The 21,927-nt window shown below is 72.1% G+C and carries 24 protein-coding genes and 1 tRNA gene; 6 read left to right on the top strand and 19 right to left on the bottom strand.

Annotation, left to right across the window (positions count from 1 at the left end):
* The first annotated feature begins 55 nt into the window (after positions 1–55).
* The 5 genes from AB2U05_RS13655 (at position 56) to AB2U05_RS13635 (ending at position 5,500) form a co-directional block, all read left to right on the top strand.
* A complete protein-coding gene (locus tag AB2U05_RS13655) occupies positions 56–418 on the top strand; it encodes a BlaI/MecI/CopY family transcriptional regulator (RefSeq protein WP_045696357.1) in 363 nt (120 codons plus the stop codon).
* A 23-nt stretch (positions 419–441) separates the two neighbouring features.
* Positions 442–1,344, top strand: a complete 903-nt coding sequence (locus AB2U05_RS13650) for a M48 family metalloprotease (protein ID WP_045709556.1) — start codon at positions 442–444, stop codon at positions 1,342–1,344.
* A gap of 315 nt (positions 1,345–1,659) precedes the next feature.
* The gene (locus tag AB2U05_RS13645; RefSeq protein WP_369185947.1) at positions 1,660–4,383 is read left to right on the top strand and encodes a glycosyl hydrolase; all 2,724 of its coding nucleotides are present in this window, start codon (positions 1,660–1,662) and stop codon (positions 4,381–4,383) included.
* Positions 4,384–4,660: 277 nt separating this feature from the next.
* Positions 4,661–4,733, top strand: a tRNA-Arg gene (locus AB2U05_RS13640).
* Positions 4,734–5,260: 527 nt separating this feature from the next.
* Positions 5,261–5,500 (top strand): helix-turn-helix domain-containing protein, encoded by a 240-nt coding sequence (locus tag AB2U05_RS13635; protein ID WP_369183344.1) that lies wholly within the window; start codon positions 5,261–5,263, stop codon positions 5,498–5,500.
* A 496-nt stretch (positions 5,501–5,996) separates the two neighbouring features.
* Here the strand turns inward: AB2U05_RS13635 and AB2U05_RS13630 are convergent, their stop codons facing one another.
* The 3 genes from AB2U05_RS13630 to AB2U05_RS13620 form a co-directional block, all read right to left on the bottom strand.
* Positions 5,997–6,284, bottom strand: a complete 288-nt coding sequence (locus AB2U05_RS13630; RefSeq protein WP_369183343.1) for a hypothetical protein — start codon at positions 6,282–6,284, stop codon at positions 5,997–5,999.
* 472 nt (positions 6,285–6,756) lie between these two features.
* A complete protein-coding gene (locus AB2U05_RS13625; protein WP_369183342.1) occupies positions 6,757–7,941 on the bottom strand; it encodes a helix-turn-helix domain-containing protein in 1,185 nt (394 codons plus the stop codon).
* 102 nt (positions 7,942–8,043) lie between these two features.
* Positions 8,044–8,670: an HAD family hydrolase gene (locus AB2U05_RS13620; protein WP_369183341.1), complete on the bottom strand. Its 627-nt coding sequence runs from the start codon at positions 8,668–8,670 to the stop codon at positions 8,044–8,046.
* Between the two features lie 109 nt (positions 8,671–8,779).
* Between AB2U05_RS13620 and AB2U05_RS13615 the strand changes: the two genes are divergently transcribed.
* A complete protein-coding gene (locus AB2U05_RS13615; protein WP_369183340.1) occupies positions 8,780–8,962 on the top strand; it encodes a hypothetical protein in 183 nt (60 codons plus the stop codon).
* Positions 8,963–9,018: 56 nt separating this feature from the next.
* Here AB2U05_RS13615 and AB2U05_RS13610 read toward each other — a convergent pair whose 3' ends face one another.
* The 16 genes from AB2U05_RS13610 to AB2U05_RS13535 all read right to left on the bottom strand — a co-directional run bounded on the left by AB2U05_RS13610 (position 9,019) and on the right by AB2U05_RS13535 (position 21,911).
* Complete coding sequence (locus AB2U05_RS13610) at positions 9,019–9,297, bottom strand: hypothetical protein (protein WP_369183339.1); 279 nt, start codon at positions 9,295–9,297, stop codon at positions 9,019–9,021.
* A 35-nt stretch (positions 9,298–9,332) separates the two neighbouring features.
* Positions 9,333–9,611: a hypothetical protein gene (locus AB2U05_RS13605; RefSeq protein ID WP_369183338.1), complete on the bottom strand. Its 279-nt coding sequence runs from the start codon at positions 9,609–9,611 to the stop codon at positions 9,333–9,335.
* 14 nt (positions 9,612–9,625) lie between these two features.
* Complete coding sequence (locus AB2U05_RS13600) at positions 9,626–10,747, bottom strand: peptidoglycan-binding protein (protein WP_369183337.1); 1,122 nt, start codon at positions 10,745–10,747, stop codon at positions 9,626–9,628.
* Between the two features lie 91 nt (positions 10,748–10,838).
* A complete protein-coding gene (locus tag AB2U05_RS13595) occupies positions 10,839–11,642 on the bottom strand; it encodes a hypothetical protein (protein WP_369183336.1) in 804 nt (267 codons plus the stop codon).
* Position 11,643: 1 nt separating this feature from the next.
* Positions 11,644–12,834 carry a hypothetical protein gene (locus AB2U05_RS13590; protein ID WP_369183335.1) on the bottom strand — a complete coding sequence of 397 codons (1,191 nt, stop codon included), beginning with the start codon at positions 12,832–12,834 and terminating at the stop codon, positions 11,644–11,646.
* Entirely contained in the window at positions 12,834–13,973 is a 1,140-nt protein-coding gene (locus tag AB2U05_RS13585) for a hypothetical protein (protein WP_369183334.1), read from the bottom strand. Before AB2U05_RS13585 ends, AB2U05_RS13590 begins: the two co-directional genes overlap by 1 nt.
* 9 nt (positions 13,974–13,982) lie before the next feature.
* Positions 13,983–14,831, bottom strand: coding sequence for a hypothetical protein (locus AB2U05_RS13580; RefSeq protein ID WP_369183333.1), 849 nt, complete (start codon positions 14,829–14,831; stop codon positions 13,983–13,985).
* Positions 14,831–18,319 carry a hypothetical protein gene (locus AB2U05_RS13575; protein ID WP_369183332.1) on the bottom strand — a complete coding sequence of 1,163 codons (3,489 nt, stop codon included), beginning with the start codon at positions 18,317–18,319 and terminating at the stop codon, positions 14,831–14,833. Before AB2U05_RS13575 ends, AB2U05_RS13580 begins: the two co-directional genes overlap by 1 nt.
* 6 nt (positions 18,320–18,325) lie before the next feature.
* On the bottom strand, positions 18,326–18,475 hold the full coding sequence (locus AB2U05_RS13570) for a hypothetical protein (RefSeq protein ID WP_369183331.1): 150 nt from the start codon (positions 18,473–18,475) through the stop codon (positions 18,326–18,328).
* A gap of 50 nt (positions 18,476–18,525) precedes the next feature.
* Positions 18,526–18,981 carry a hypothetical protein gene (locus AB2U05_RS13565; protein ID WP_369183330.1) on the bottom strand — a complete coding sequence of 152 codons (456 nt, stop codon included), beginning with the start codon at positions 18,979–18,981 and terminating at the stop codon, positions 18,526–18,528.
* Positions 18,982–19,013: 32 nt separating this feature from the next.
* Positions 19,014–19,583, bottom strand: coding sequence for a phage tail protein (locus tag AB2U05_RS13560; RefSeq protein ID WP_369183329.1), 570 nt, complete (start codon positions 19,581–19,583; stop codon positions 19,014–19,016).
* Between the two features lies 1 nt (position 19,584).
* On the bottom strand, positions 19,585–20,046 hold the full coding sequence (locus AB2U05_RS13555) for a hypothetical protein (RefSeq protein WP_369183328.1): 462 nt from the start codon (positions 20,044–20,046) through the stop codon (positions 19,585–19,587).
* Positions 20,046–20,486 carry a hypothetical protein gene (locus tag AB2U05_RS13550; RefSeq protein WP_369183327.1) on the bottom strand — a complete coding sequence of 147 codons (441 nt, stop codon included), beginning with the start codon at positions 20,484–20,486 and terminating at the stop codon, positions 20,046–20,048. The genes AB2U05_RS13555 and AB2U05_RS13550 overlap by 1 nt, the downstream gene beginning before the upstream one ends.
* Positions 20,486–20,914 carry an HK97 gp10 family phage protein gene (locus AB2U05_RS13545; protein ID WP_369183326.1) on the bottom strand — a complete coding sequence of 143 codons (429 nt, stop codon included), beginning with the start codon at positions 20,912–20,914 and terminating at the stop codon, positions 20,486–20,488. Before AB2U05_RS13545 ends, AB2U05_RS13550 begins: the two co-directional genes overlap by 1 nt.
* Positions 20,914–21,597 carry a hypothetical protein gene (locus tag AB2U05_RS13540; protein WP_369183325.1) on the bottom strand — a complete coding sequence of 228 codons (684 nt, stop codon included), beginning with the start codon at positions 21,595–21,597 and terminating at the stop codon, positions 20,914–20,916. Before AB2U05_RS13540 ends, AB2U05_RS13545 begins: the two co-directional genes overlap by 1 nt.
* A gap of 2 nt (positions 21,598–21,599) precedes the next feature.
* Positions 21,600–21,911 (bottom strand): hypothetical protein, encoded by a 312-nt coding sequence (locus AB2U05_RS13535; protein WP_369183324.1) that lies wholly within the window; start codon positions 21,909–21,911, stop codon positions 21,600–21,602.
* Positions 21,912–21,927: the final 16 nt, after the last annotated feature.

Raw genomic sequence — 21,927 nt, 5'->3', positions numbered from 1 at the left:
CGCCCGGGTGGGTAGGGTCTCCCCAGCGCGAGGTGACGGAGGATCGGGGGCGGACGTGGGCGAGCAGCGGCGGGACCACGGCGCGCTGGAGGCCGAGGTGATGGCCGTCCTGTGGGCCGAGGGCCGGCCGATGACGGCCGGGCAGGTCCACGAGGCGCTGGGCGCCGCGGACCTGCACCCCAAGACGGTGCTCACGGTGCTCGGCCGGCTGCACACCAAGGGCCTGCTCGGCCGGGAGCGGACCGGCCGGGCGCACGCCTACGCGCCGAACCGGGGCCCGGCCGACGAGGTCGCCTCGCAGATGAACCAGGCGCTCGTCCGCGGCGCCGACCGCCTGGCGGTCCTGCAGCACTTCGTCGCCGGGCTCGACCCGGCGGACGAGCAGGCCCTGCGCGACCTGCTCGACACCCGGGACTGACCGAGCCGAGCGAGGAACCGACCGTGTACTTCACCGTCTACCTGGTGATCCTCGCCCCGGTCGCGCTGGCCGCGCTCGGGCCGGCGGTGTCGCGCCACCTCGCGCCCGCCGCCGCCGTGCGGGTGCTCACCGCCCTGCTGGCCGCGGCCGCCGCGGCCACCTGCTGGGGGCTGTTCGCGCTCGCCGCCGCCGGTCTGGCCAACCTCCCGCGGCCGCACGGGCGGTGGGGCGGCGAAGGGCGGGCGCTGGCGGTGGCCGACCCGGTGCCGTGGGGGCTCGGCGTGCTGGCCGCGGCCCTCCTCGCCGTGGTCGCGGTGCGCCTGCTGACCGGGTGGCGGCGGCACGCGGCCCGGCGGCGGGCGCTCGGCGCGGTGCGCTCGGCCCCGGCCGCCGGCGACCTGCTGGTGCTGCCCGACGACCGGGCCGACGCCTACGCGCTGCCCGGCCGGCCGGGCCGGGTCGTGGTGACGGCCGGGCTGCTGCGCGCCCTCTCGGCGGAGGAGCGCGCCGTGCTGCTCGCCCACGAGCGCGCCCACCTGGCCTGCCGTCACGACCGCTACGCGGCGCTCGCGCAGGCCGCGGTGCTGGTCAATCCGCTGTTCGGGAGGCTGCGCGACGAGGTCGGGTACGGCGTCGAGCGCTGGGCCGACGAGCTCGCCGCGGAGGCGGTCGGCTCCCGCCGCCTCGCCGTCCGCTCGCTCGCCCGGGCGGCGCTGGCCGGCGCCTGCCGACCGGCCGGGCCGCCCGTCCTGGCCTATCTGCGGCACCGGATCGCGGACCGCGCGGCCGCGCTGCAGGGGGAGCGGCCGGTGAACCGCTGGCACCGGGTCTGGCCGGCCGCCGGCGCGCTGCTCGTGGTCGGCGCGGCTTCGGCGGACCTCGGCGTGGCCTTCGCGCGCTGCCTCGGCGCCGTCCTTTCCTCCTAGGACGTCCCGGTCCGGGTGCCTTCGTCCCCGGCGCCGCCACCGGCGGTTTGGTCGCACATCTTGTGCGATGTCATGTCCGGGGCCACACTTCCGAGTTGCGGACCACGCGCGTGCGTCCGCGTGCGCCCGAGCCGCACGCGCCGACCCGGGCGGGGAGGCCGTTCCGTTCTGCGTTAACTGTCTTAACTGACGTGGTTTTAACCATTCGTGACGTTTGACCCCCTTCCGTCGCCCGCCCCCGACCGGCGAAGCTTCGGACGGATTTCCGCCGGGAACCGCGCGACCGCGCGACCCCGCCCATGGGGAGGACCCACCATCGTGCCCAACAGGCAACGTCGACGGCTGCTGCTGCCCGCCGTCACCCTGACCGTGCTCGGACTGACCACCACCCAGGCCCTCGCCGCGCCTGCCGGGACGCCCAAGCCGGGCTCGCGCCAGGCCCAGCACCTCGCCGAGGTCGGGCAGCAGCACGCCCGCAAGGTCCAGGGCTCCGGCACCACCGCCGCTCCGCACGCCGCCTTCACCGCCCAGGCCGAGACCGCGGGCGACGGCGGCTCCGACGAGGCGGAGAACTCCGCCGAGGGCGTCGCGCAGTACACCGAGGCCCGCACCGCGCCCGGCGTCGTCGCCCCCGGCGCGTACGGCGCCGCCTGGTCGGCCCTGCAGTCCATGCCGCACACCGAGGGCGACTGGAAGCACGTCACCAAGCAGCCCTACAACGGGGACGACCCGCGCTATCGCGACGTCAACTCCAACTCCAGCGGCGGCGCCGGCTTCGTCACCGGCCGGATCACCGGCATCGCGGCCGACAGCGACGGCTACGTCTACGCGGGCGGCGCCAACGGCGGCGTGTTCCGCTCCCGCACCGGCGGCGGCAACTGGGAGCCGATCGCGGACAAGCTGCCCACGCTGTCCACCGGCACCCTGGGCCTCGACGGCGCCGGCCGCCTCTGGTACGCCACCGGCGAGTCCAACACCGGCGCCACCTCGTACGTCGGCACCGGCGTGTACGTGCTCGCCGACCCGAAGCACGGCACCTTCAAGCCCGGCGACCGCATCGGCGGCAACGAGCTGGAGTCCACGATCATCCACGCGCTGCGCTTCGGCGGCGGCAAGGTGTGGGCGGCCACCAGCCGCGGCGTCTGGAGCCACTCCGCCACCGACCTGACCGGCCCGTGGGTGCTGGAGTTCGCGCCCAACCCGGACTACCTGCCGGGCGGTTCGAAGGCCTCGGACCCGAGCGCGCCGTACAAGAACATCGCCAACGACATCGCGATCGACCCCAAGGACCCGTCCAAGGTCGTCCTGGCGGTCGGCTGGCGCGGCGGCGACACCTACAACGGCTTCTACAGCAAGGCCGCGGACGGCAGTTGGCAGCGGGTGGCCTCGCTCGGCGACCTGCCGAGCGACGCCGCGAACGTCGGCAACGTCACCTTCGCCCGCTCGGCGGACGGCTCGCGCTACTACGCGATCGACCAGTCGCCGGACGTCATGGCGCACGACCCGGACACCGGCCTCAAGGGCGTCTACGTCTCCAAGTCCGGTTCCCCGTTCGGGCCGTGGACCCGGATCGCGGACAAGGACAAGCTGAAGAACTCCGGCTCCGCGCTCCAGGACCCGGGCTACCAGCCCGGCATCCAGGCCTGGTACAACCAGTCCCTGCAGGTCGACCCGGCCAACCCGGACCACGTCTACATGGGCCTGGAGGAGGTCTTCGAGACCACCGACGGCGGCGCCGACTGGTCGACCGTCGGCCCGTACTGGAACAACGGCTTCCCCTGCTGGAGCATCGACCCGACCAAGCAGACCGGCGACTGCTCGCCGACCACCCACTCCGACCAGCACGCCGTCGCCTTCGGCAGCTACCAGGGCAAGTCGAACGTCTACGTCGGCAACGACGGCGGCATCTACACCCGCCCGACCAACGGCCGGCTCGACCAGTGGGGCCACGGCAAGGACTGGAAGTCCCTCGCGGACGGCACCATCGACACCCTGCAGTACTACTCGGTCGGCGTCGGCAAGGACCCGGCGGACCGCTCCGGCAAGGGCGTCATCGTCAGCGGCGGCCTGCAGGACAACGGCGAGTCGATCCTGCGCGCCCACGACAAGGTGATGGGATCGAACTTCGGCGGCGACGGCGCCGACACCCTGGTCGACCCGGCCAACGGCTGCAACATCGCCGAGGAGTACGTCTACCTCGACATGTGGGTCACCCAGAACTGCGCCGTCAACGACGGCAGCTGGACGAAGGACCCGAGCAAGGCCACCTCCTTCGAGGTCGCCCCGCCCGACAAGGACACCAGCTCCGCCCGCTTCATCGCGCCGATCACCGCCGACCCGAAGGACGGCAACACCTGGGTCGCCGGCGGCCGGCACGTCTGGGTGCAGCACAAGGGCTACGCGATCCGCAGCGGCAGCGAGTGGACCTCCGCGTACGACCTCGGCGCGGGCCACGTCGCCACCGCCGTCGCCACCGTCAACGGCACCGTGTACGCGGGCTGGTGCGGCCCCTGCAACAACCAGGGCTTCAGCCGCGGCATCGCGGTCGGCAAGACCGACGGCACCGGGTGGCACCAGCTGAACCTGCCCGTCGACGGCACCCTGCCCAACCGCTACATCTCCTCCTTCGCCGTCGACGAGAAGGACGCCCAGCACGTCTTCGTCGCCTTCAACGGCTTCTCGCGGACCTGGACCGAGGGCCCCGGCGCCGGCATCGGCCACCTCTTCGAGACCCACGACGGCGGCGCGACCTGGACCGACGTCTCGGCCAACCTGCCCGACGTCCCCGCCACCTCGGTCAAGCTCCTGCCGAACGGCGGCCTCGCCCTCGGCAGCGACCTCGCCGCGTTCTACCGCGCCCCGGGCGAGAGCCGGTTCTCGGTCCTCGGCAAGGGCCTGCCCACCACCTCGGTGCAGCAGCTGAAGCTCGGCCCGGACGGCAAGCTCTACGCCGCCACCTTCGGGCGCGGCATCTGGGCGATCAACCCGCGCGCGCTCTCCGGGGACGACGACAGCCAGGGCGACGACAACCAGGGCTGACCGTTCCACCCGCGACGACACCGGTGCCCGGCGCGCTCACCCCGAGCGGGCCGGGCACCGGCGCGTCCGGCCTCCTCGGCCTCCCCGGCTCCGCCCCCGGCCGGCCCCGACAACCCCGACAACCCCGTCGACCTCCAGCACCGCCCCCGCCCCGTCCCCGCCCACCCCTGAGCCCGCAAGATCACCGGTCAACCACCCCCGAGCCGCCCGACCCGCTACACTGAGCCCTCGGTGGCCACCTCCGGGCCGGCCACCCGGGGCTCGCGAGCGGACCCCCGCCTCAGTAGCTCAGGGGATAGAGCACGGCTCTCCTAAAGCCGGTGTCGCAGGTTCGATTCCTGTCTGGGGCACAGGGCCTGACCAGGTACGGAGCCCCGAACAAGATCGCGTTCGGGGCTCCTTTTGATCTTGAAAGTCCGCAAAAAATCCACAACCCCGGGCGGTCGAGGCAAAAGAACGTTCAACTACCTCTTGCGCCCCCGTAAGGTGCGTCGCGTACAGTCGTACCCGTAGGGGCGGCTGTGGGCAGCAGCAGCCGGATACGCCCCCTTCGCGTGAACGTGGCAGGCAGGGGAGGACAACCTAGGCCAGCCACGCGGAAGCCCCCCGTCGCATTCACCGGCGGGGGGCTTTCTGTTGTCACCGTAGCCGGTTGGTACGGCCCATGAGAACTGAATCTCGGCCAATGAAAACCGCCCCGGCGCCGAAGGGCGCCGGGGCGGGATGCCGGCAGGCGGCATCTGACGGGCCCGGGGGATACGCAACCTCCGGACCCGCTACTGGGCTCCTTGCGGAGCTGTCGAGGGGCGACTGATTGTCGCCAGATTTGCCACGCTTGGCAAAGACAGTGCAGGTCAACGGCCACAAGCGTTAGCTGGTGCCCACTGATGATCACGACGACCCCGTCCAGCGCCACCGCTGGGAGGTCGGGCGCCGCATCCGAGGACACCGGATCGCGGTCGGCCTCTCCCAGGTGCAGCTCGCCGAGCGGGCTGGCCTCGACCACCGGACGATCAGTCGGGCCGAGAACGGCCGGCACGCCATCAGCATCGACGTGATCTACCGGATCGCGTCCGGCCTCGGCGTGCCGAGCTGGGCCCTGTTCCGCGACGAGTAGCGCGAACTACTCGGTCGGCGGCGGGTTCGGCGGCGGCGGGCTCTTCGGTGCGGCCGGCGGGGCCTTCGGGCCGCCGATCCCTCCGCTGCCGCCGGACGGGTCCTTCTGCGGTGTCATCTCGTCCTCCGTTTCCTCGACCGCCGGGATCTCGTCCGGCGGTGGCATCGTGGGGTGGAACTTCTGCCTGTTCGGGCTGGCGGCTCCTCGGCGCCGTCCGGGCCAACGGCCCTGACGGTCAGGTGGGACTACGGCGCTCATCGGCTGTCCTCTCTGCTGAGGCACCCATCGTGGCGCGGCGGGTGCCGGCGCGGGGGAGATCAGCCGTTGTAGGTGCGGGCCCGGACCTCGCGCCGCGGCTCCCCCGGGCAGTTGTCATGCCCGACCAGCTCATGCCGCTCATCAACAGTTCGGATGAGCCAGCCGTCCACGTACCGGTAGCAGCGCGGGCACGTCCCCCGCGCCGGCACCCGCCGCGCAGGCTCCCCGCCGACGACGCTCACTCGGCCGCCCGTACGGTGCCGGCCCCGCCGAGACCGAGCTTGGGGCGTCGCTCCACCAACCCACGGCACTCCGGGTGGGCGTACGCCGACCTGAGGTATCCCAGGCTCCCCGGCGCGGTGGAGGTGTCGCAGAGGTCGCCGACGTTTTCCAGTTGATCCCCGGTGCAGTTCGTGCCGACGATGCACGCGCGGCCCTCCCACTGGGCCTCAGTAACTCGCATCGTGCGGGTGGGCCCGTGGGTCAGCCGGAGCTCCACCGCCGTCTTGGGCGCGGGCGTGGGCATCAGGTACCTCCAGAAAGGTGGCGGCTGCACGAGCAGCCCTTGGTGAGGCAGAGGCAGACGAGCACGGGCACGCGGGCCTCGTCGCGGATGCCGCCCGGACAGCCGTGGTGGGCGCCAAGCTGGCACTCCGCGCTGACGTACCGGCCGCCCCGGTCGACGTCGAAGCGCGACGACGCTGGCCGGCGGAGGCGGCCACGACGCCGGAACGGCCGTCACGACGACTCCCCGAGACACGTCGGGTGCGCGACGACCGCCCAGCCGAGCGGTGCCGTGCGGGCGCCGGTCGGAGTGTGGACGTGGCCGGCCGGAACCAGCGGCGGTTCCGGCGAGCCGCAGTTGATGCACGCCTCCCCATGGAGCCGTGCCGGGCTGATGCTCCCGGCATCCGCAGTAGCCGGGGACGGTATCGTCGTCACGCCCCTAAGCGTCCCCGGCCGCTACCCCCAGAAGTGCCACAACCTGTGGCACCCCCTCAGACCGCCTTGGCCCAACGCGCGAACTGCAGCAGCTGCTCGTCCCGGCCGCGCGACAGCCGGACCATCGTGGCCAGCTCGGCCCGCACCTGCCCGTGCTCGCGCACATGCTGCGGCGCGATCTGCCGCGCCACCAGCAACGATTCCTTCGCATGCTGCGGCTGTCCCAGCAGCATCTGAGCCCGGCCGAGGTCGATGTAGTAGTGGCTCCTGCGCTCGGCCGGCAGTTCCCTCGGAGGCGCCCAGCGACTGGCGGCAGTCACCGCCTCCCGAAGATCCTGCGGATCGCCCAGCTCGACCGCGACTGCCAGTCGGTGAATCTCCAGGCTGTCCGGCCCCACCGCGGTGCCGTCGTACAACTGCTCACGGACGCGTCCGGCCAGGGCCTCGGCGGCGCGCAGATGCTCACGCGCTTCATCCGCGTGCCGCATGCGGCCGGCGGTGACGGCCGCGCGCATGTGCAGGGCGGCTCTGGCCGCGGCGAGCGGGGCCGTCGCCGGTGCAGGCATCCGGTCGACGGCGGCTCGCAGCGACCGGAGACCTGGCGCGAGCTGATCGGCGGCGAAGTACGTCTCCATGCGGACATACGCGGCCGCGGCCTCCAACGCGGGTTCGGCAGCGATCGATGCGGCCCAGCGCATCAGCTCGACCAACCTGGCTGACAGGTCCCGGTATCCGTACTTGTAGGCCACCGCGTCCGCCGACCGGATCGCGAGCGCAAGGAGATGCGCGGTCTGTTCTCGCTCGGCACCGTGCGCCTGGTCGACCGCACGGAACAGCTCCTCCAGCAGCGACGGCATCTGCTCGGCGAGGCGCGCGTACTGCGACTGCACCCGGTCCTCGACGGCCAGATCAACCTCGGCCGCGAGCTGGGGTAACGGTCGAACCGGGCCGTCGTCCGGCAGGTCGTACGCGGCGATCACCCACTGCAGCGCGGGGATAGCGTGGTGCACCCGGCTGTCGGTGCGGCCCGGGCCGGCCAGCAGTTCCTCCGGCGTGGTTTGGACGGCCTTGGCCAGGGCGTCGAGCACCGAGTCGGATGGCCAGCGCTCGCCGTCCTCGACCTTGCGGAGCATGCTGATGCTCACGCCAGACAGGTCGTAGACCTGGCGCCGCGTCAGCCCGGCGACGTGCCGGGCAGTTTTGACTCGTTCGCCGAGTGCGGTGGCGGTGGTCCCGGGCATAGTCTGTCTGGCTCCGTTCCGTGGTCGCACTCGGAACGGTACCGGCGCCCGGGTGGTGCCGCGCAGGATCGCCCCGACAGCCATGCCGCCGGGGCGATCCTGTTATAGGCCGGTCAGCACCTCGACGAGCTCGGTGAGCGAGTCCACGCTCCAGTCTGCGTCGGGCGCCGAGTTGGTCAGTCCGATCGGACCGCGACGAAGATGGGCCGTCCGCAGCCCGGCCGCCCGGGCCGGCGCCACGTCGTTCACCGGGTGATCGCCGACGTACACGATCTCGTGAGGCTCACCCGGTGCCCACCCGATCACCCGCTCGAAGAAGCCAGGGTTCGGCTTCGAGATTCCCCACTCAGCCGAGGTGGCGATGGCGTCGGCTGGCAGCTCCAGCTCGCGTAGCAGCGTGGACACGGCGGCGTTCTGGTTGCCTGCGATGCCCACCCACATCCCGGCGTCCCGGAGCTGGGCCAGAGCAGGTCGGACGTCTGGATACAGGTCGGACTCATCGAGGAAGTCGCCCCGACCAGCGGCCTGCCGGGCCTGCCACTCGGCGCCTACGTCCACGCCCGGGCGTATGATGCGGATCGCGTCGGCGTTGTCCCGGCCCTGGGCCAGCACCGAGCCGACCAGCGCGGACATGGTGTGGGTGGGCACGCCGAGCCACCGAGCCCAATCACCCCAGTACCGGGTGTCGCTGGTCAGGGTCTCGCCGATGTCGAACACCACGGATCGCATGGGACGAGCCTACGCCCGACTGCTTGGTCACAGGTCGGCCACACCGCGGCGAAGTCGCGTGGGGCGCCGGTAGGTTCGTGGCCCACCGACGCCCGCAGGAGGACCCTCCGTGCCCAAGGTCATCACCCGCCGCAAGATGGGCCCGTTCGCCCTCGCCGGCCACATCTTCATGATGCTCTGCACCGCCGGCCTCTGGATCCCGGTCTTCCTGCTTGCCCGCCGCGGCCGCAAAACCGTCACCAAGTACAAGGGCTTCGACGGCCAGTACCCGGACGCGCCGCCACAGCGCTGACCCCGGACACGACGAAGCGCCCCCGCCCGGCCGAAGCCGAGCGGGGGCGTGCTGGTTCAGCGTGCGACGACCGGGACGACAGCGGCCACGGCAGCAGCGACCCCCGCCAGCCCAGCGAGAGCCTGGAGACGACGACGGTCAGCCTGACGAACCTCCTCCGCGGCAGCGCGCTCACGCTCACCAGCGCTGATCCGCCTCTCATGGTCGGCCAACTGGGCGCCGTGGTCGGTGAGCGTCTGCCCGGTGTGGCTGTCGGACTGCCGCAGGAGGGCCAACGCCCCCTTGATCTCGGCGAGTCCGGTGCCCACGTCGCCACGCAACTCGGCGAGGCCCACAGCGAGTTCCCGAAGCGGGTCAGCCGGGGGGCTGGTCACTCGCGGCTCGCGGCGTCCGGCGCCGCCGGGTCGACGGCGGTCGGGTCCGGCAGCGGCGCCTTCGCGGGGGCCATCCGCAGCCACGACGGCAGCAGCCCGTCCACGGCCGGGAGCGCCATCACCCGGGTGACGCCAGCAGCGACGGCCAGGCCGGCACCGATGCCCCAGGCGGTCTGCGGGATGCCGGAGGCGTCCACGATCAGCGGGGCGGCGGCCGCGAGGCTGAGGGCGGTCTGCAGGGAGGTGCGGATGGTGCGGCGCGTGCTGTCACGCATGGGAGTCTCCTCGATCAGTCGGTGACGTTGAAGCCGTGGGCGGCGCCGAGGCGCTGGAGGGAGTCGTGGCCGGGGATGCCGTCCGCGTCCGACCCGGAGTAGCCGCAGCGCTGCTGCCACCCGGAGTACGCGCTGACCGTCCGGGTGCCGAACGAGCCATCCACCCACTGCTGTTCGAGCAGCCCCTCATCGGCCAGGGCCTGCTCGACGACCTGCACCTCGGGCCCGTACGTGCGGTGGCCCTGCTCGGCCGGCGGGTCCGCCTGCGCGGCGGCGATCAGGTGCGCGAGCGACACCGTGCGGCCGCCGGGCAGGTAGCCGAGCAACTGCTGCAGCGACGCCGGCCCCGGGACGCCGTCCGCGTCCGCGCCGGAGTAGCCGAGGGACCGCTGGAAGTCGGCGTAGTTCTTGGTGTCGGCGTCGCTCCAGTTCGGGCCCGGGCCCTGCTGGTAGTGGCCGCCGAAGCCGCGGGCGACCAGGGCCTCGCCGACCGCGGTCACCTGGTCTCCCTGGGCGCCGTAACCGTACTGGAGCCCGTTGATCGTGGCCTGGTAGCGGGCCGGAGTCGGGTCCGGCGCGGGGGCGGGAGCGGGCTCGACCGAACCAGACGGCGTACCGACGCGGGCGGACGGGACGCCGCCCAGCGCCGGGTCCGCGCTGATCGTCCCCTCCGGGTAGTCCGGCACGCCGTACCCGTACGGCGACCCCGGGCCGCGGCGCGGACGCTGACGGGCGTACACCCCGTCGCCCTGCGGCGAGCCACCGGAGTTGGTGTTGCCCTCGATCGTGTAGATCCACTGGTCGTCGTAGGCGGTGACCACACCGACGTGGTCCTGACCGGCCGAGCCCAGATAGAACGGGCCGCCCAGGACCGGGTATTCGGTCCAGCGTCCGTGGTCCTGCCACCACTGCACGGCAGTCGCGCAGGAGGCCGTGATCGGCCACCGGTCGCCCATGCCCGAGGTCTGGACGGCACCCCAGGAGGTGAACGTGGCACACCACGCCTGCCCCTGCGACCACTCCAGGCCCGGGACGGCCGGACTGTACTTCTGGGTGTTGTTCCACGTGCCGTCGCTGTCGCGACCCTCGTGGTAGCCCTCCTGACTCACGAGCAGGGCAACAAACTCGTCACGCACGGGTGCCTCCGGGGCAGGAGTTGGGCCCGGGGAGGGCCATATCCCCTGCGACAGTAGGGAGATCGCCCCACAGGGCAGCCCGGCTACCCGCCTACGACCCGATCAGGAGCGCGCCCTGCATCTCGGCCCGGATGCTGCCGCCGTTGCCGTCCGTGCCGCCGGTGGTCGCGCCGGACGTCCGTTGGACCTGAATCGCAACGCGCACGGACGTGCCGGGCCCGTACCAAGGCGTCATGTCGACCAGCGCGCTCGGGTACATCCAGGTGAAGTTCGCCGGGATGGTGCCGCTGGCCACGACGGTGGTGCTGTTGACGAGGATGCGGTAGTTGCCGCCCGTGTTGACGCCGCCGATCTGATCGCCGAGGAGGCCGACCACCAGAGAGAGGCGGGGTGTGTCGCCGGGGATGGACGCGACCAGGAGGTCCTGCCATGTCGTGGCGGACGTGCGAGGGCTGGCGAAGAAGCCGGCGCCCGCGAAGGGGACCAGCCGCTGGGGGAACGACGCGCCCTTCCCGCTGGTGGTGTCCGCCGAGATGATCACGTTCCCGGCCCGGTCGTACATCGCCAAGCCCTGCGTCGGGAAGCCGGTGCCGGCCCAGGCGCCGGCCATCTGCTGGGCGAACAGCAGCTCGTTGCTGGGTGTGTCGCGACGCAGTTGGAGGCCCATCTGCGGGGTGCCGTTGGCGTCGGGCATGCCGATGTCCCCGATGATCGCCACGGTGCGGGTCGGGTCCTCGGCGGACATGACCTGGATCCGGCCACCTTGCCGGATCAGCAGCGTGCCGTTGGTCAGCGTGGTGCTGCCGACCTGGTTGGTGCGGGTGAGCTCGGCGAGCCGGCGCTCCAGCTCGGCTACCCGGTCCTCGAGGGACTGCTGGCGCAGGTACTGGGGCATGTCACGCTCCCGTGCAGGTCAGGGCCACCTTCTCGGGACCTCCGGTCACCGAGACTTTGATGCTGACGATCCGCAGTGCTTGGACGCGGCCCTGCGGGTAATACGGGCCCGGGTCGATGGCGAACTGGGCGGAGTCGCCCACGGTGTAGGAGCCGAGCACCGGATCCGCGTCCGCATCGACCACGAACGTCGGCGCCGTCGACGCCGTGCTGTGCGCGTACAGGTCGGCCTGTGCGTGCGCCTGGATCGTGTTCGCCTGCGTCACGCCGTCGTAGGTGGCGACGCGCTCGACCAGCGGCCAGCCGGCACCCCAGTGGTCCGGGGCCTCTGCAATGCCGGTCACCACGTCCTGCCCCGCCCCGGAGCCGCGCGCGATGCAGCGGTTGGCGTACCCCATGCCGTCCTCGGGCCAGTCCGGGACGACGACGTTGCCGCCGGGCCCGTACTGGAAGAGGAACCCGGTCTGCGTGGCCGTGCGCCCGCGGCGCGGGTACCAGACTGCCCACCGCCGGTACCGGGTACCGTCCGCGTTCCAGCCTGCTTCGATGCCCCAGTCGAAGCCGCCGTCGACGGCCGCGAGTTGGCGGATCGAGGTGAGGATGTCAGGCCGCTGCTGGCCCGGGTCGTAGGTGCGGGAGCGGGTCACGCCGGTGGCGTTGACCAGCGGGTTGGTGTCGACGTGGATGGTGCCGGCGCCGGACGGGTCGGCCTCGGCGTACCGCAGCAGCGACCACACGATCCACGCCTGATCGTCGTACATCCGCTGCCCATCCGGCACGTACCGGGTGTCGGCCTTGTTGGAGATGAGCAGGTTGTAGTCCGTCGACAGGAGCTTGTTGACGAACCGGTTCTGCCAGTACGACGCGAACTCCGAGCCCTGCAGCTCCATCCCCCAGATGATCCCGTTGGCGGAGGTGAGCGGCCGCCGGGTCCAGATGATCCCGGCCCACACGATCACACCGTCCCGGTCGACGTACAGGGCGGTGCGGGCGGGGATGGTGGCGTCCATCGGGCTGAGCTGGGCGACGTCGTCCGACAGGGGCACGGTGCCCCGGAACGTGCCGACGCCGTTCAGTTCGGTGCTGTACTCGGCGCCGATGACGGGCAGCTCGGCGAGGACCCGGTCGGTGACGAGGTCGCAGAACAGGTAGGTGTACTGGTGTACCGCAGGGGCGCCGGCCGGGGTCGTCATCAGGCCATCCGCTGCAGGCGGATCCACGACCCGCCAAGGACCGTGGTGGCGCCGGCACCAGAGGTGTTCTGAGCCCAGCGCAGGGTCAGGCTGCCCGCGGTGGCGCCAGTGGTGAGGGTGCCGCGGGAGCTGATGGTCTGCGGGGTGCCGGCGTTCCCTCGGGCGCCTCGGGCGACGTTGAACGCGACCGCGCTGGAGTCGTAGTCGGTGTAGTTGGCGATGCCGGTGCCCAGCGCCGCGTACAGGCCGCTGGCGCCGGATGGGGTGGTCCAGTCGATCTTTATGTCGGTGCCGGGTGTCGCCGTAAAGGCGATCCAGGCGTCGAGCGCGTACCGGGCGTTCGCCACGACGGGGATGGTCAGCTGCGAGTCTGCGGTCTGCGTGGTGGAGTTGGTCATCGGCGCGGAGTCGCTGGTGCGCATGGCCTGCCGGAACGATCCGACGCCGGCGCCTGCGGAGTCGAGGAGGGCCCGCGTCGCGCCCGCGCTCGTGCCGTAGAGGAACGTGTCGGTGTCGGTGGCGTACATGACCTGCCCGGGCGCCGGGTGGTCCGGCATCGCGGTGGAGACGACGGGCAGCACCCCGCCGGCCGCGACCTGGTAGGCGCGAGCGTCGGTGATCTTGGCGTTGGTGATGCTGGTGACCCCGGCGTCAACCGCGACGTCCGCGAGCGGGATGCTGTTGGGCGGCAGGGTGCCGCGCGTGGTGCCGCCCGAGGTCGACGCGTACGGCCCCTGCACGACCACCAACGACGCGGAGTTGACGGTGCCCAGGGTCTCGGCGTCGAGGACCTGCACGCATACGGTGTCCTTGCGGTACTGGCTGCCCGAGCTCGCCGCGATGGTGAGGTTCACCGGGGCGTCGTTCACCACGGTGTACGCGCCGTAGTTCGCCACGTCCTTGTTCTGCACGTAGCAGATCCCGGCGGACACAGCGACGGTCATGTTCGGGGTGGCCTGCGCGGCCACCGCCAACTGCTGCTGCTGGTAGGACGGACGCACGCCGCCCCGCGTCCGGAGCGACGCTTCGTCGGCCGAACTGCCGTGGTAGCCGAGCAGCCCGGTGAGGACCGACAGGCGGTCGGTGCGGGCCGCGTACGTACCGGCCTGCTGCCACGCCGGCGGGGTGATGATCGTCATCGGGGCTCCTTACAGGGTGGCGTCGCGCCAGGTCACGGTCAGGTAGGTGGGGATGGTGCCGTCGCCGTACGGATCGGACCGGTAGACGAAGGTCGATGTCCCGGGCGGCATGACGGGCCAGTCCGACCCGGCAACGACCCAGTCTCGACGCGGAGTCGAGCCGCTGGCGAGGACGGCCCGGTTCGCGGTGTTGATCAGCACGTAGTCGCCTGGCGCGACGGTGTTGTTGAGCTGGAGGACGGCGCCGGTCTCGCTGAGCTGGATGCTCGGCCGTACGCACGGCCCGTCGATCCGCAGCGTCGGGTACGTGTCGGAGGCCCCGTTGTTGACGCACGTCAACGCGCCGCCGGCGCCGCCCGTGCCGTACAGCCACGGGTACGTGCGCGGGTACGAGCGGCCCGAGGCGGGGGCGTACGCGGCTGTCGGCCCGGCCGAGTACGACACCAGGCTGTAGAGGCGGGGGTCGGTGCAGTAGAACTGCACCTGCGCGACGGAGATCCGCTGCAGCGACGTCGCGTCGTACGGGATGTGCCGCCGCCGAACCTTCCCCCACACCATCAACTGCCGGTCGGTGAAGGTCAGCTGCAGCGGCGCCGGGGTCGGCTGCATCGCCCGCTTGAGTGCGATCACCAGGCGGCCGAGGTCGTCCGGGTCGGCACCGCGCAGGGTGATGCCCATGGTGATGACCCGGGCGCCGACGTAGTCCGGGCCGGTCCAGGTGCCGTGCGCGCCGGTGCGGTCGACGTCGTAGGCGCGAACGTCCGGCATGTCGTCGAGGTCGGGCAGGTCGCTGATGGCGTAGGGGGTTCCCGGGCCCATCTGCAGGCCGTTCCACACCACGCGTCCGATGGCGGCCACTACCGCACCCCCAGTCCGGCCTGCCAGGACAGCTCACGGCTGAGCTCCTGGCCTGTGGCCTGCGATCCGTACATGTTGATGGTGTTCTGCTGCAGCACCGGCCGGGCGCCCCCGGCGTATGCGCCGGTCAGCGCGCCCGGGCTGCCCGCCAGGGCGAGGCTGTCGCCGGTCAGCGACCCGGCGATCTGGGCGGTGATGCCCTGCAGCTGGTCGCGCAGGGCCGGGACCCGGGCGCCGATGCCAGCCATCAGACCGTCCATGATGAGCCGGCCAGCGGGGGTGAGGATCTGCTGGTCGCGCTCGGCCGGGCCCTTCCAGGACGGCAGCAGGTCCGTCAGCCCGGACAGGGTGTCCTTCACCTTGTTGAAGCTGGACTTGATGCCGTCGACCAGGCTGGAAATGATCTTCTTGCCGACGTCGAGCAAGCTCTTCGCCAGCCGCTCGAACGCCTCGCCGAGCTGGCCCGGCAGGTCCCAGAAGATCTTGACCACGGCGGATGCCAGCCCGGACAGGAGCTGCTTCCCCGCCTCGACCGCCCCGTGCAGGTCACCGTGCAAGAGTGACGTGATCAACCGCAGCGCGGGCACAACGATGCTGGTGATCGCCTGAGCCAGCTCGCCAGCGAACACCGAAGCGAGCCGTACGATCAGCGAGATGATCGGCTGCAGAATCGGCATCAACGCATTGAGCAACTGCACCGTCAGTGTGGCGAGTTGAGTAAGGAGAGGCGCCAGGGCAACGACGATCTCCACGAAGGCCTTGGCCAGCTCCGGCAGCGGCAGCTGCTGGATGAGCTGGGTCAGGATCGGCAGCAGCGTGGCCGTCAACGTCGTGATCAGCAGGACGAAGGGGTCGAGCAGCTGCGGCAGCACCCCGAGTACAGGCGTCAGCGTGGCACCGATCACCTGGGCAAGAACCGCGATCACCGGGGTGAGCTGCTGGAAGATGTCGTTCGCGCCGTCGAGCAGCGGAGTCAGGCTCGGCAGCACCGCGGCGACCAGCTGGCCGAGCAACGTGAGCAAGGGGGCGGCGGCGATCGCCATCGACGACAGCGCCTGCGCGGCGGCCTGAAGCACCGGTCCCGCCGCGGTCAGCACGGCGGACAGCGCCGGCCCGAGCGCGGCGATCAGGGCCTGTACGCCGGGCGCCAGGAAGCCGATGACGGGGCCGAGCTGCTGGAGAGCCTGGGCCAGCAGCGGAGCCACAGTGGTGGCCAGCTGGCCCATCGTGGCCATCAGCGCCCGCAGGCCCTCCTGGACCTCCGGGGAGCCGAACGCCGTCGCCGCCGCTCCGGAGATTTTGTCCAGCGCGGCCACGAATCCGGCGCCGTTCGCCTGGGCCGCGCCGAACACCGAGCCGAAAATGCTGCCGACGTTGCCGAGCACGTGGCCCATCTGCCCGACCAGACTGATGGCCTGCTCGATCGCCTGCTGCATCCCGCCGCTGGCGAAGCTGGCGTCCATGCGCTGCCGCAGCCTCTCCAGCGAGGCGCCTGCGGCCGTCGATAGCTTCTCGAAGGACGGCCCCGCGGCCGCGCCGATCTGGACCAGGCCCTGCACCACAGTGGCCGGCAGCTCGCGCATGTCGTACAGGCCGCGGGTCGCCGAGTCCAGAGCCTGCCCGAGCACCCCGCTGCGGGCCATCGTCCCGGCAGCCTCGAACGCGCCCTTCGCCATCAAGTTCAGCGCCGACGCCGCGACGGACAGGCGGTCCTGCAGCACCGGCAGCACCTGCTCGGCTGTGGACCGCAGCGAGTCGCCGAGCCCCAGGAACAGCGACTGCTGCACGTCCAACTTGAGGCCGTCGAGCTGTGGCTTCAGCCCGATCAGCGCCTCCACGAACGCCCGCGCCGCCGGGCTCAACTTGGCCATGGCCTCGGCCAGCTTGTCGACGCCGCCCGCCGCCCCGCCGGCCTTCTGGGCGAGCGCTTCCTGGGCGTCCGCGATCTGCCGCAGGCCCTTCTCGGCGGTCTTGGCCTGCTCGATCTGGGCGTCCGCCAGGGCGCGCTTGCGGTCGGCGAGTTCACGGTCTGCCTGCGCGATCCGGTCGGCGCCCTGCACCTGGGCGTCGGCGACGGCCTGGGCCCGGTCACCCACGGTGCGTTGAGCGTCGGCGACCTTGGCCTGCGCGGCCGCGACCCGCTGACTGCCCTCGACCCCGGCCGCGTTCGCCTGCTCGACCTGCAACTTGAGGCGCTGCTGGGCGATGCCCTGCTCGCGCAGCCGCTGGGCAGCCTGGTCGTAGGCGAGCTGGGCCGCCTCCTTCTGCCGGTCCGTGGCGGACGGGTCCGCGAGCGTCTTGCTCAGCGCTTCCTGGGCCTCCTGCAGCCGCATGGTGTTGGCGCGCTGTTCCAGGCCGCTGTCGGCGAGCCGGTTGTTCAGGTCTTCCAGGTCCTGTTCGGCGCCCCGGCGGGCGTCCGACAGCGCCTGCTGAGCAGCCAGGCTGGCCTTCTGAGCGTCGGCGAGGTTGCGCTCCGCCGCCGCGACCGCGCGGGCGGCCTGAACCTGTGCGTCCGCGGACGCCTTCGTCGCGTCGCCGACCGCCCGCTGGGCATCCTCGACCCGGCGCGCGGCCTGCTGGTTGGCGTCCGCGGCCTGCTGCATCGCATCCTGCACCGCGCGCTGGGCCGTCGCCGCCTGCTGAGCGGCGCCCGCAGCCGCCGCGGCGCCACCGGTTGCCGGCGCCCACGCCGCCTGCACCGCCTCCCCGATACCGCGGGTGCCGATTTTCAACGCGCCCACTGCCGAGCCGACTGACAGCATCGCGGTCGCCGCGAGCGCGGCGGCCGGCGCCATCGCCGCCATTGCGGCGGCCACCCCCGCCAGCACTGGGATAGTCCCGCCGAGAGTGGTGGCCATCCTGCCGCCCGCCCCGGCGACAGCCCCCAGCGGCCCCACCGAGCCAGCCGCCGATGCAGTCAACCGCTCCAGCGAGCGCCCGGCCCTGTTTGGCCCCTCCTCCGATTCACCGACGTGGTCCGCGACCTCGCGCACGGCCTCCAGCTCAGCGACCGCTCGGCCGGCATCGACATCGACGTAGATGTCGGCCCGCATGTCGTCGATGTGCCGAACCGCACCGGCCACGCTCTCCAGCTCGGTGAGAATCCGGCCGGTGTTCAGGTCGAATCCGATCGTCGGCCGATCGAGGGCGAGCCGCCGGAACGCGGCGTGGATCTCCTCGATCTCCGCGCGGGCAGCAGCCGTGTCGACCTCGACATCGACGGGCCGTTCCCAGATCTCCACCATCCGCGCGCGCAGCTCCTGCACCTCGCGCTGGGCGTCGGAGGCGTCGGCGTGCAGGTCGATGGCGGGGATCGCGAGGAACGCCTGCTGCAGTCGGGCGCGGGCGGACTCGCCCATTGAGGCTCCGAGCCGGTTGCCGACTGCGGTGCCCTCGCGCGTGGCCTGCGCCTCGGCCCCGGCGACTCCGGACAGGTCGATGTCGAGGCTGGTGACCAGCCGGGGCAGGTCGATCTGTGGTCCCGCCATCGGGGGTCAGCCTCCTATCGGCATCTGGGCCAGGGCCAGCAGGCCCTCCCGGGACGCGTACGCGCCGGGATCGTCGTCGTCGGGCTCGTCCTGCTCGACAGCACCGGTGGCGATGCGGTGGCGGTCGATCAGGGCGTGTAGCAGGGCCGGGGACATGTCCCAGAACTCGGCGGTGGTGCGGCGGAGCGGGACGGTGCCGAGGTAGATCAGGTCAGCCCAGGAGATGCGGTCGTCTCCGGGCTCGCGTCGTTTCCCGAGCTGCCGGCGCCGAACGCGGCGGTGAGGGAGGTCTGCATGGCGGTGGCGTACTCGTGGATGTGCTGCGGGGCGAGGAGGTCGCCGAGGTCGTGGCCGTCGCTGCTGCGGCGGTACAGGATCTCCTCGACGGTGCGGGCGCCGGCCGCGTCGACCCGATGGCGCACGTGCGGGGTGAAGCCGCCTCCCGGGCCGACGAGCCCGGCGCCGAGCAGGTCCATCAGCGGCCCGAACGCCGCCCCGTTGCCGGTCTGATCGATGGCGGTCTGGATGCCGGCCACGCTGCCGAAGCGCTGTTCCAGCAGCGCGAGGGAGCGGAAGGTGTACCGCAGGTCGACGTCGGTGCCGTCCGCGAGGGGGATGGTGATCGGCTGGCCGAGGGCCTGCGCGGGGGTGAGATCGGACATGGTGAACTCCCCTGATAGGTGGTCGGGTTGGGCTACGGGATGGCGACGGCGGTCTCGTTGAAGGTGACGTCCATCCACTTGCCGGTGCTCGCGAGCGGCACAGCGGACACCTCGAACTTGGGGATGCGGTAGTCGTCGCCCTGGAAACCGAGCTCGGGGAACTTCGACAGCTGGCACTTCCACAGGGTCACGTGCACGTCCCCGCCGATCAGGGAGCTACCGCCGGGCGGAGTGACGCCCTCGATCTTGAAGTAGGCCGGGGCGCTCGTGCTGGTGAGACCCCACACCGACTTCTGCGACGGGGTGGTGCCGGAGTCGGTGACCGCCCCGCCGAGGAGGACGGCGAGGACGTCGAGGGACATCAGGGCGTGCTCGGCAGCGGCGGTGACGCCGTCGATGTAGCTGCTGGTGTCCAGCAGGGTGTTGTCGCCGCGCAGGGTCTTCGACTGCATGTTGCCGGAGATGGCCAGCGACTTGATGCCGGGCACGTCCACCGAGGTGGCGGCGTAGGTCGCGGTTCCGCCGGCCGGGTCGGACGTGAGGGCGGTGATCTTGCAGTCGACGATGGAGAACAGCTTCGTGGCGTGGCTCAGGCCGGGCATGTCAGGCTCCTTCGGGGTCGGTGTCGGTCGGGAGGCCGAGGGTCGGCGGCGTGATCGGGGGCGTTGCCGGGCCCGGATCGGTCGGCGCCGGCGGTACGGGCGGCGTGGGGGGCGCCGGCGGCAGCAGCCCGAGCGCGGCCTGCATGTCGTGGACCGTCAGCCGCACGGCGTCCGGCCACTCCTGGGCCGGGTCGAAGTGGTCGGTGCCGGCCTGCCAGGGCAGCCAGCCGCCCCACACGTACTGCGAGGTGCCGGGCATTCCGGGCGGCCCCGGGACCGCGACGACGCCGGTGCGGCCCGCGTACCAAGCGGGCAGCTGCCAGGCCGGCCACGTGCCGTCCATGTGCGCCGGGTCGGCGGGGTGCCACCAGCCCTGCTGCTCGACCAGTTCCTGCGGGTACCAGGTCTGGCCCTCGGGGGTGGGCTCGGAGACGGGACCGGTGGGGTCGGTGGGCGTGCTCATCAACTCCCCTTCTGGAGGGTTCGGGTGACCATCACGGTGATGACGTGGCGGACGATGTTGTCGGCGATCGGCTCGCGGTGCGCGGTCATGAACTGCACCGCGGTGAGCTGGCTGCCGCCCGGCCCCGGTACGAGGGGCTGGGAACACAGCCACATCAACCGCTCGGCGAGCTGGTAGTCCTCGGCGTCCGGTGCGGTGCCCTTGGCCTGTTGGCGGGCCTGCTGGACGACGTCGACCTGCACCATCTCCTGGATGGTGAGCTGCCTCGTCGGGTCGCCGTAGTCGCCGTTCGCCGTGGGGTGGGGGATGTAGTTGGTGCCCTCCTGCACGACGACGTAGGGCAGGGCTTGTCCCGGGCGGGGGCCGTCGCGGAAGACGGGCACGGTGCCCAGGAGCGGGGCGAGGTAGGCGCGGATGGCGCCGGCGGTCGTCTGCGCCATCAGCGGATGCCCTTCGCGTGGTTGCGGAGGAACGTCTCGGCGAGGGCGACGGCGGGCCGCATGAACGGCCGGGCCTGCGTGCCGGGGTGGTTGACCTTCGCCACTGGGTGCGCGGCCCCCGGCCAGTACAAGGCCCTCTTGTTCTTCGGCACGATGACGTGCGGCGCGGTCCCGTACTCGACGTCGGCCGCGTACGTCACGTTGGTGCCGATCGTCACACTGAAGCGGAACCGGCCGCCGGCCGGGACGGCCTGAATGCTGGAACGCAGGCGCCCGGTGTTCACCGGGCACAGCCCCTTGGCGTGGTTGACCATGTCGTTGGCCGCGGCCTGCGTCGCCTCGCGGGCGGCGCCGGTCAGCCGGTCCAGCGCCGCGCGCAGGGCTCCCTGGAAGTCGGTGCTGTCGACGCGGTAGTTGAGGCCGGCCATCACAGGCCTGCCACGGCGGGGCGGCCGTTGAGGTAGGGGACGAGCATGACGTCGGCCTGCGCCGAGCCGGTCGACGGCCGGAACCCGACGCGGTAGGTGCCGTCCTCGTTCTCGGCGGGGCCGACATGGACGTTGTTGCCCTCGTCGTCGACGTCCAGGCCGCCCTGGTTCATCGGGTCGCCGCCCGGCCGGGCCTTGGCCTGCAGCGCGGCCGTGACGAGGGCGGTGGCCTGGGCGACGGTCGGCGGTGCCGAGTCCCACCCGAAGCTGCCCGACACCTTGACCTGCTGGGCGTTGTAGTAGCGCATCAACCCCCACCAGCCGCCGGACCACGGCTCGGCGCCGGCCACGAGGACGTCGTAGCCGCCGAAACCGATCTGCACGGCGTCGACATCACCGGTCGTCGCCGAGGAGCGCACGACGAACGCAGTCGGAGCGAGCTGGAGCTCCGGCACCGACACGGGCAGCGGGTACGGCACGATGCCGGTGACCGACCGGACCCGGCGAGGCAGCAGCACAAGGCCGTCCTGCGGCAGGTCCGCCACCACGTCGGCGGTGCGTGGTTCCCACCACTGCTGGGTGAACCGGTCCACCGCCTCCTGGGCAGCAAGGATCCAGGACGTGACCTCGGCGTCGGTGCCGGTCGCGCCCTGGGCTCTGGCCTGGTCGACGGTGCAGTACACGCTCAGTCCTCGGTGGCCGGCACGAAGTCGGCGTCGTCGAGGGCCTGCCGTGCCCACGCGGTGATCGTGCAGCCGGCGGTGGTGATCTGCTGGGCGTGGCCGCGGGGGTGGGTGTGGACGACCGGGCCGTACGGCAGGCCGGTGGTGTCCAGGCGCTGGTAGGCGTCGGCGGGGGCGACGTCGCCGATCTCCCAGCCAACCCGGGAGGTGTACTGCTGCGGGCGCACGGTCGAAGGGACGGCGCCGGCCATGCCGATGATGCCCTCGGTGACGGGCGTCGGCGGGGCGTCGACGGCGGTCTGCTTGGCGGCCACGGGGTCTCCTTGCGGT

The sequence above is a fragment of the Streptomyces sp. Y1 genome, assembly GCF_041053115.1.
Taxonomy (GTDB): Bacteria; Actinomycetota; Actinomycetes; order Streptomycetales; family Streptomycetaceae; genus Kitasatospora; species Kitasatospora rubellomurina.
The sequence above is the reverse complement of the archived record's forward strand: the minus strand, read 5'-3'. Positions and strand labels throughout refer to the sequence as shown.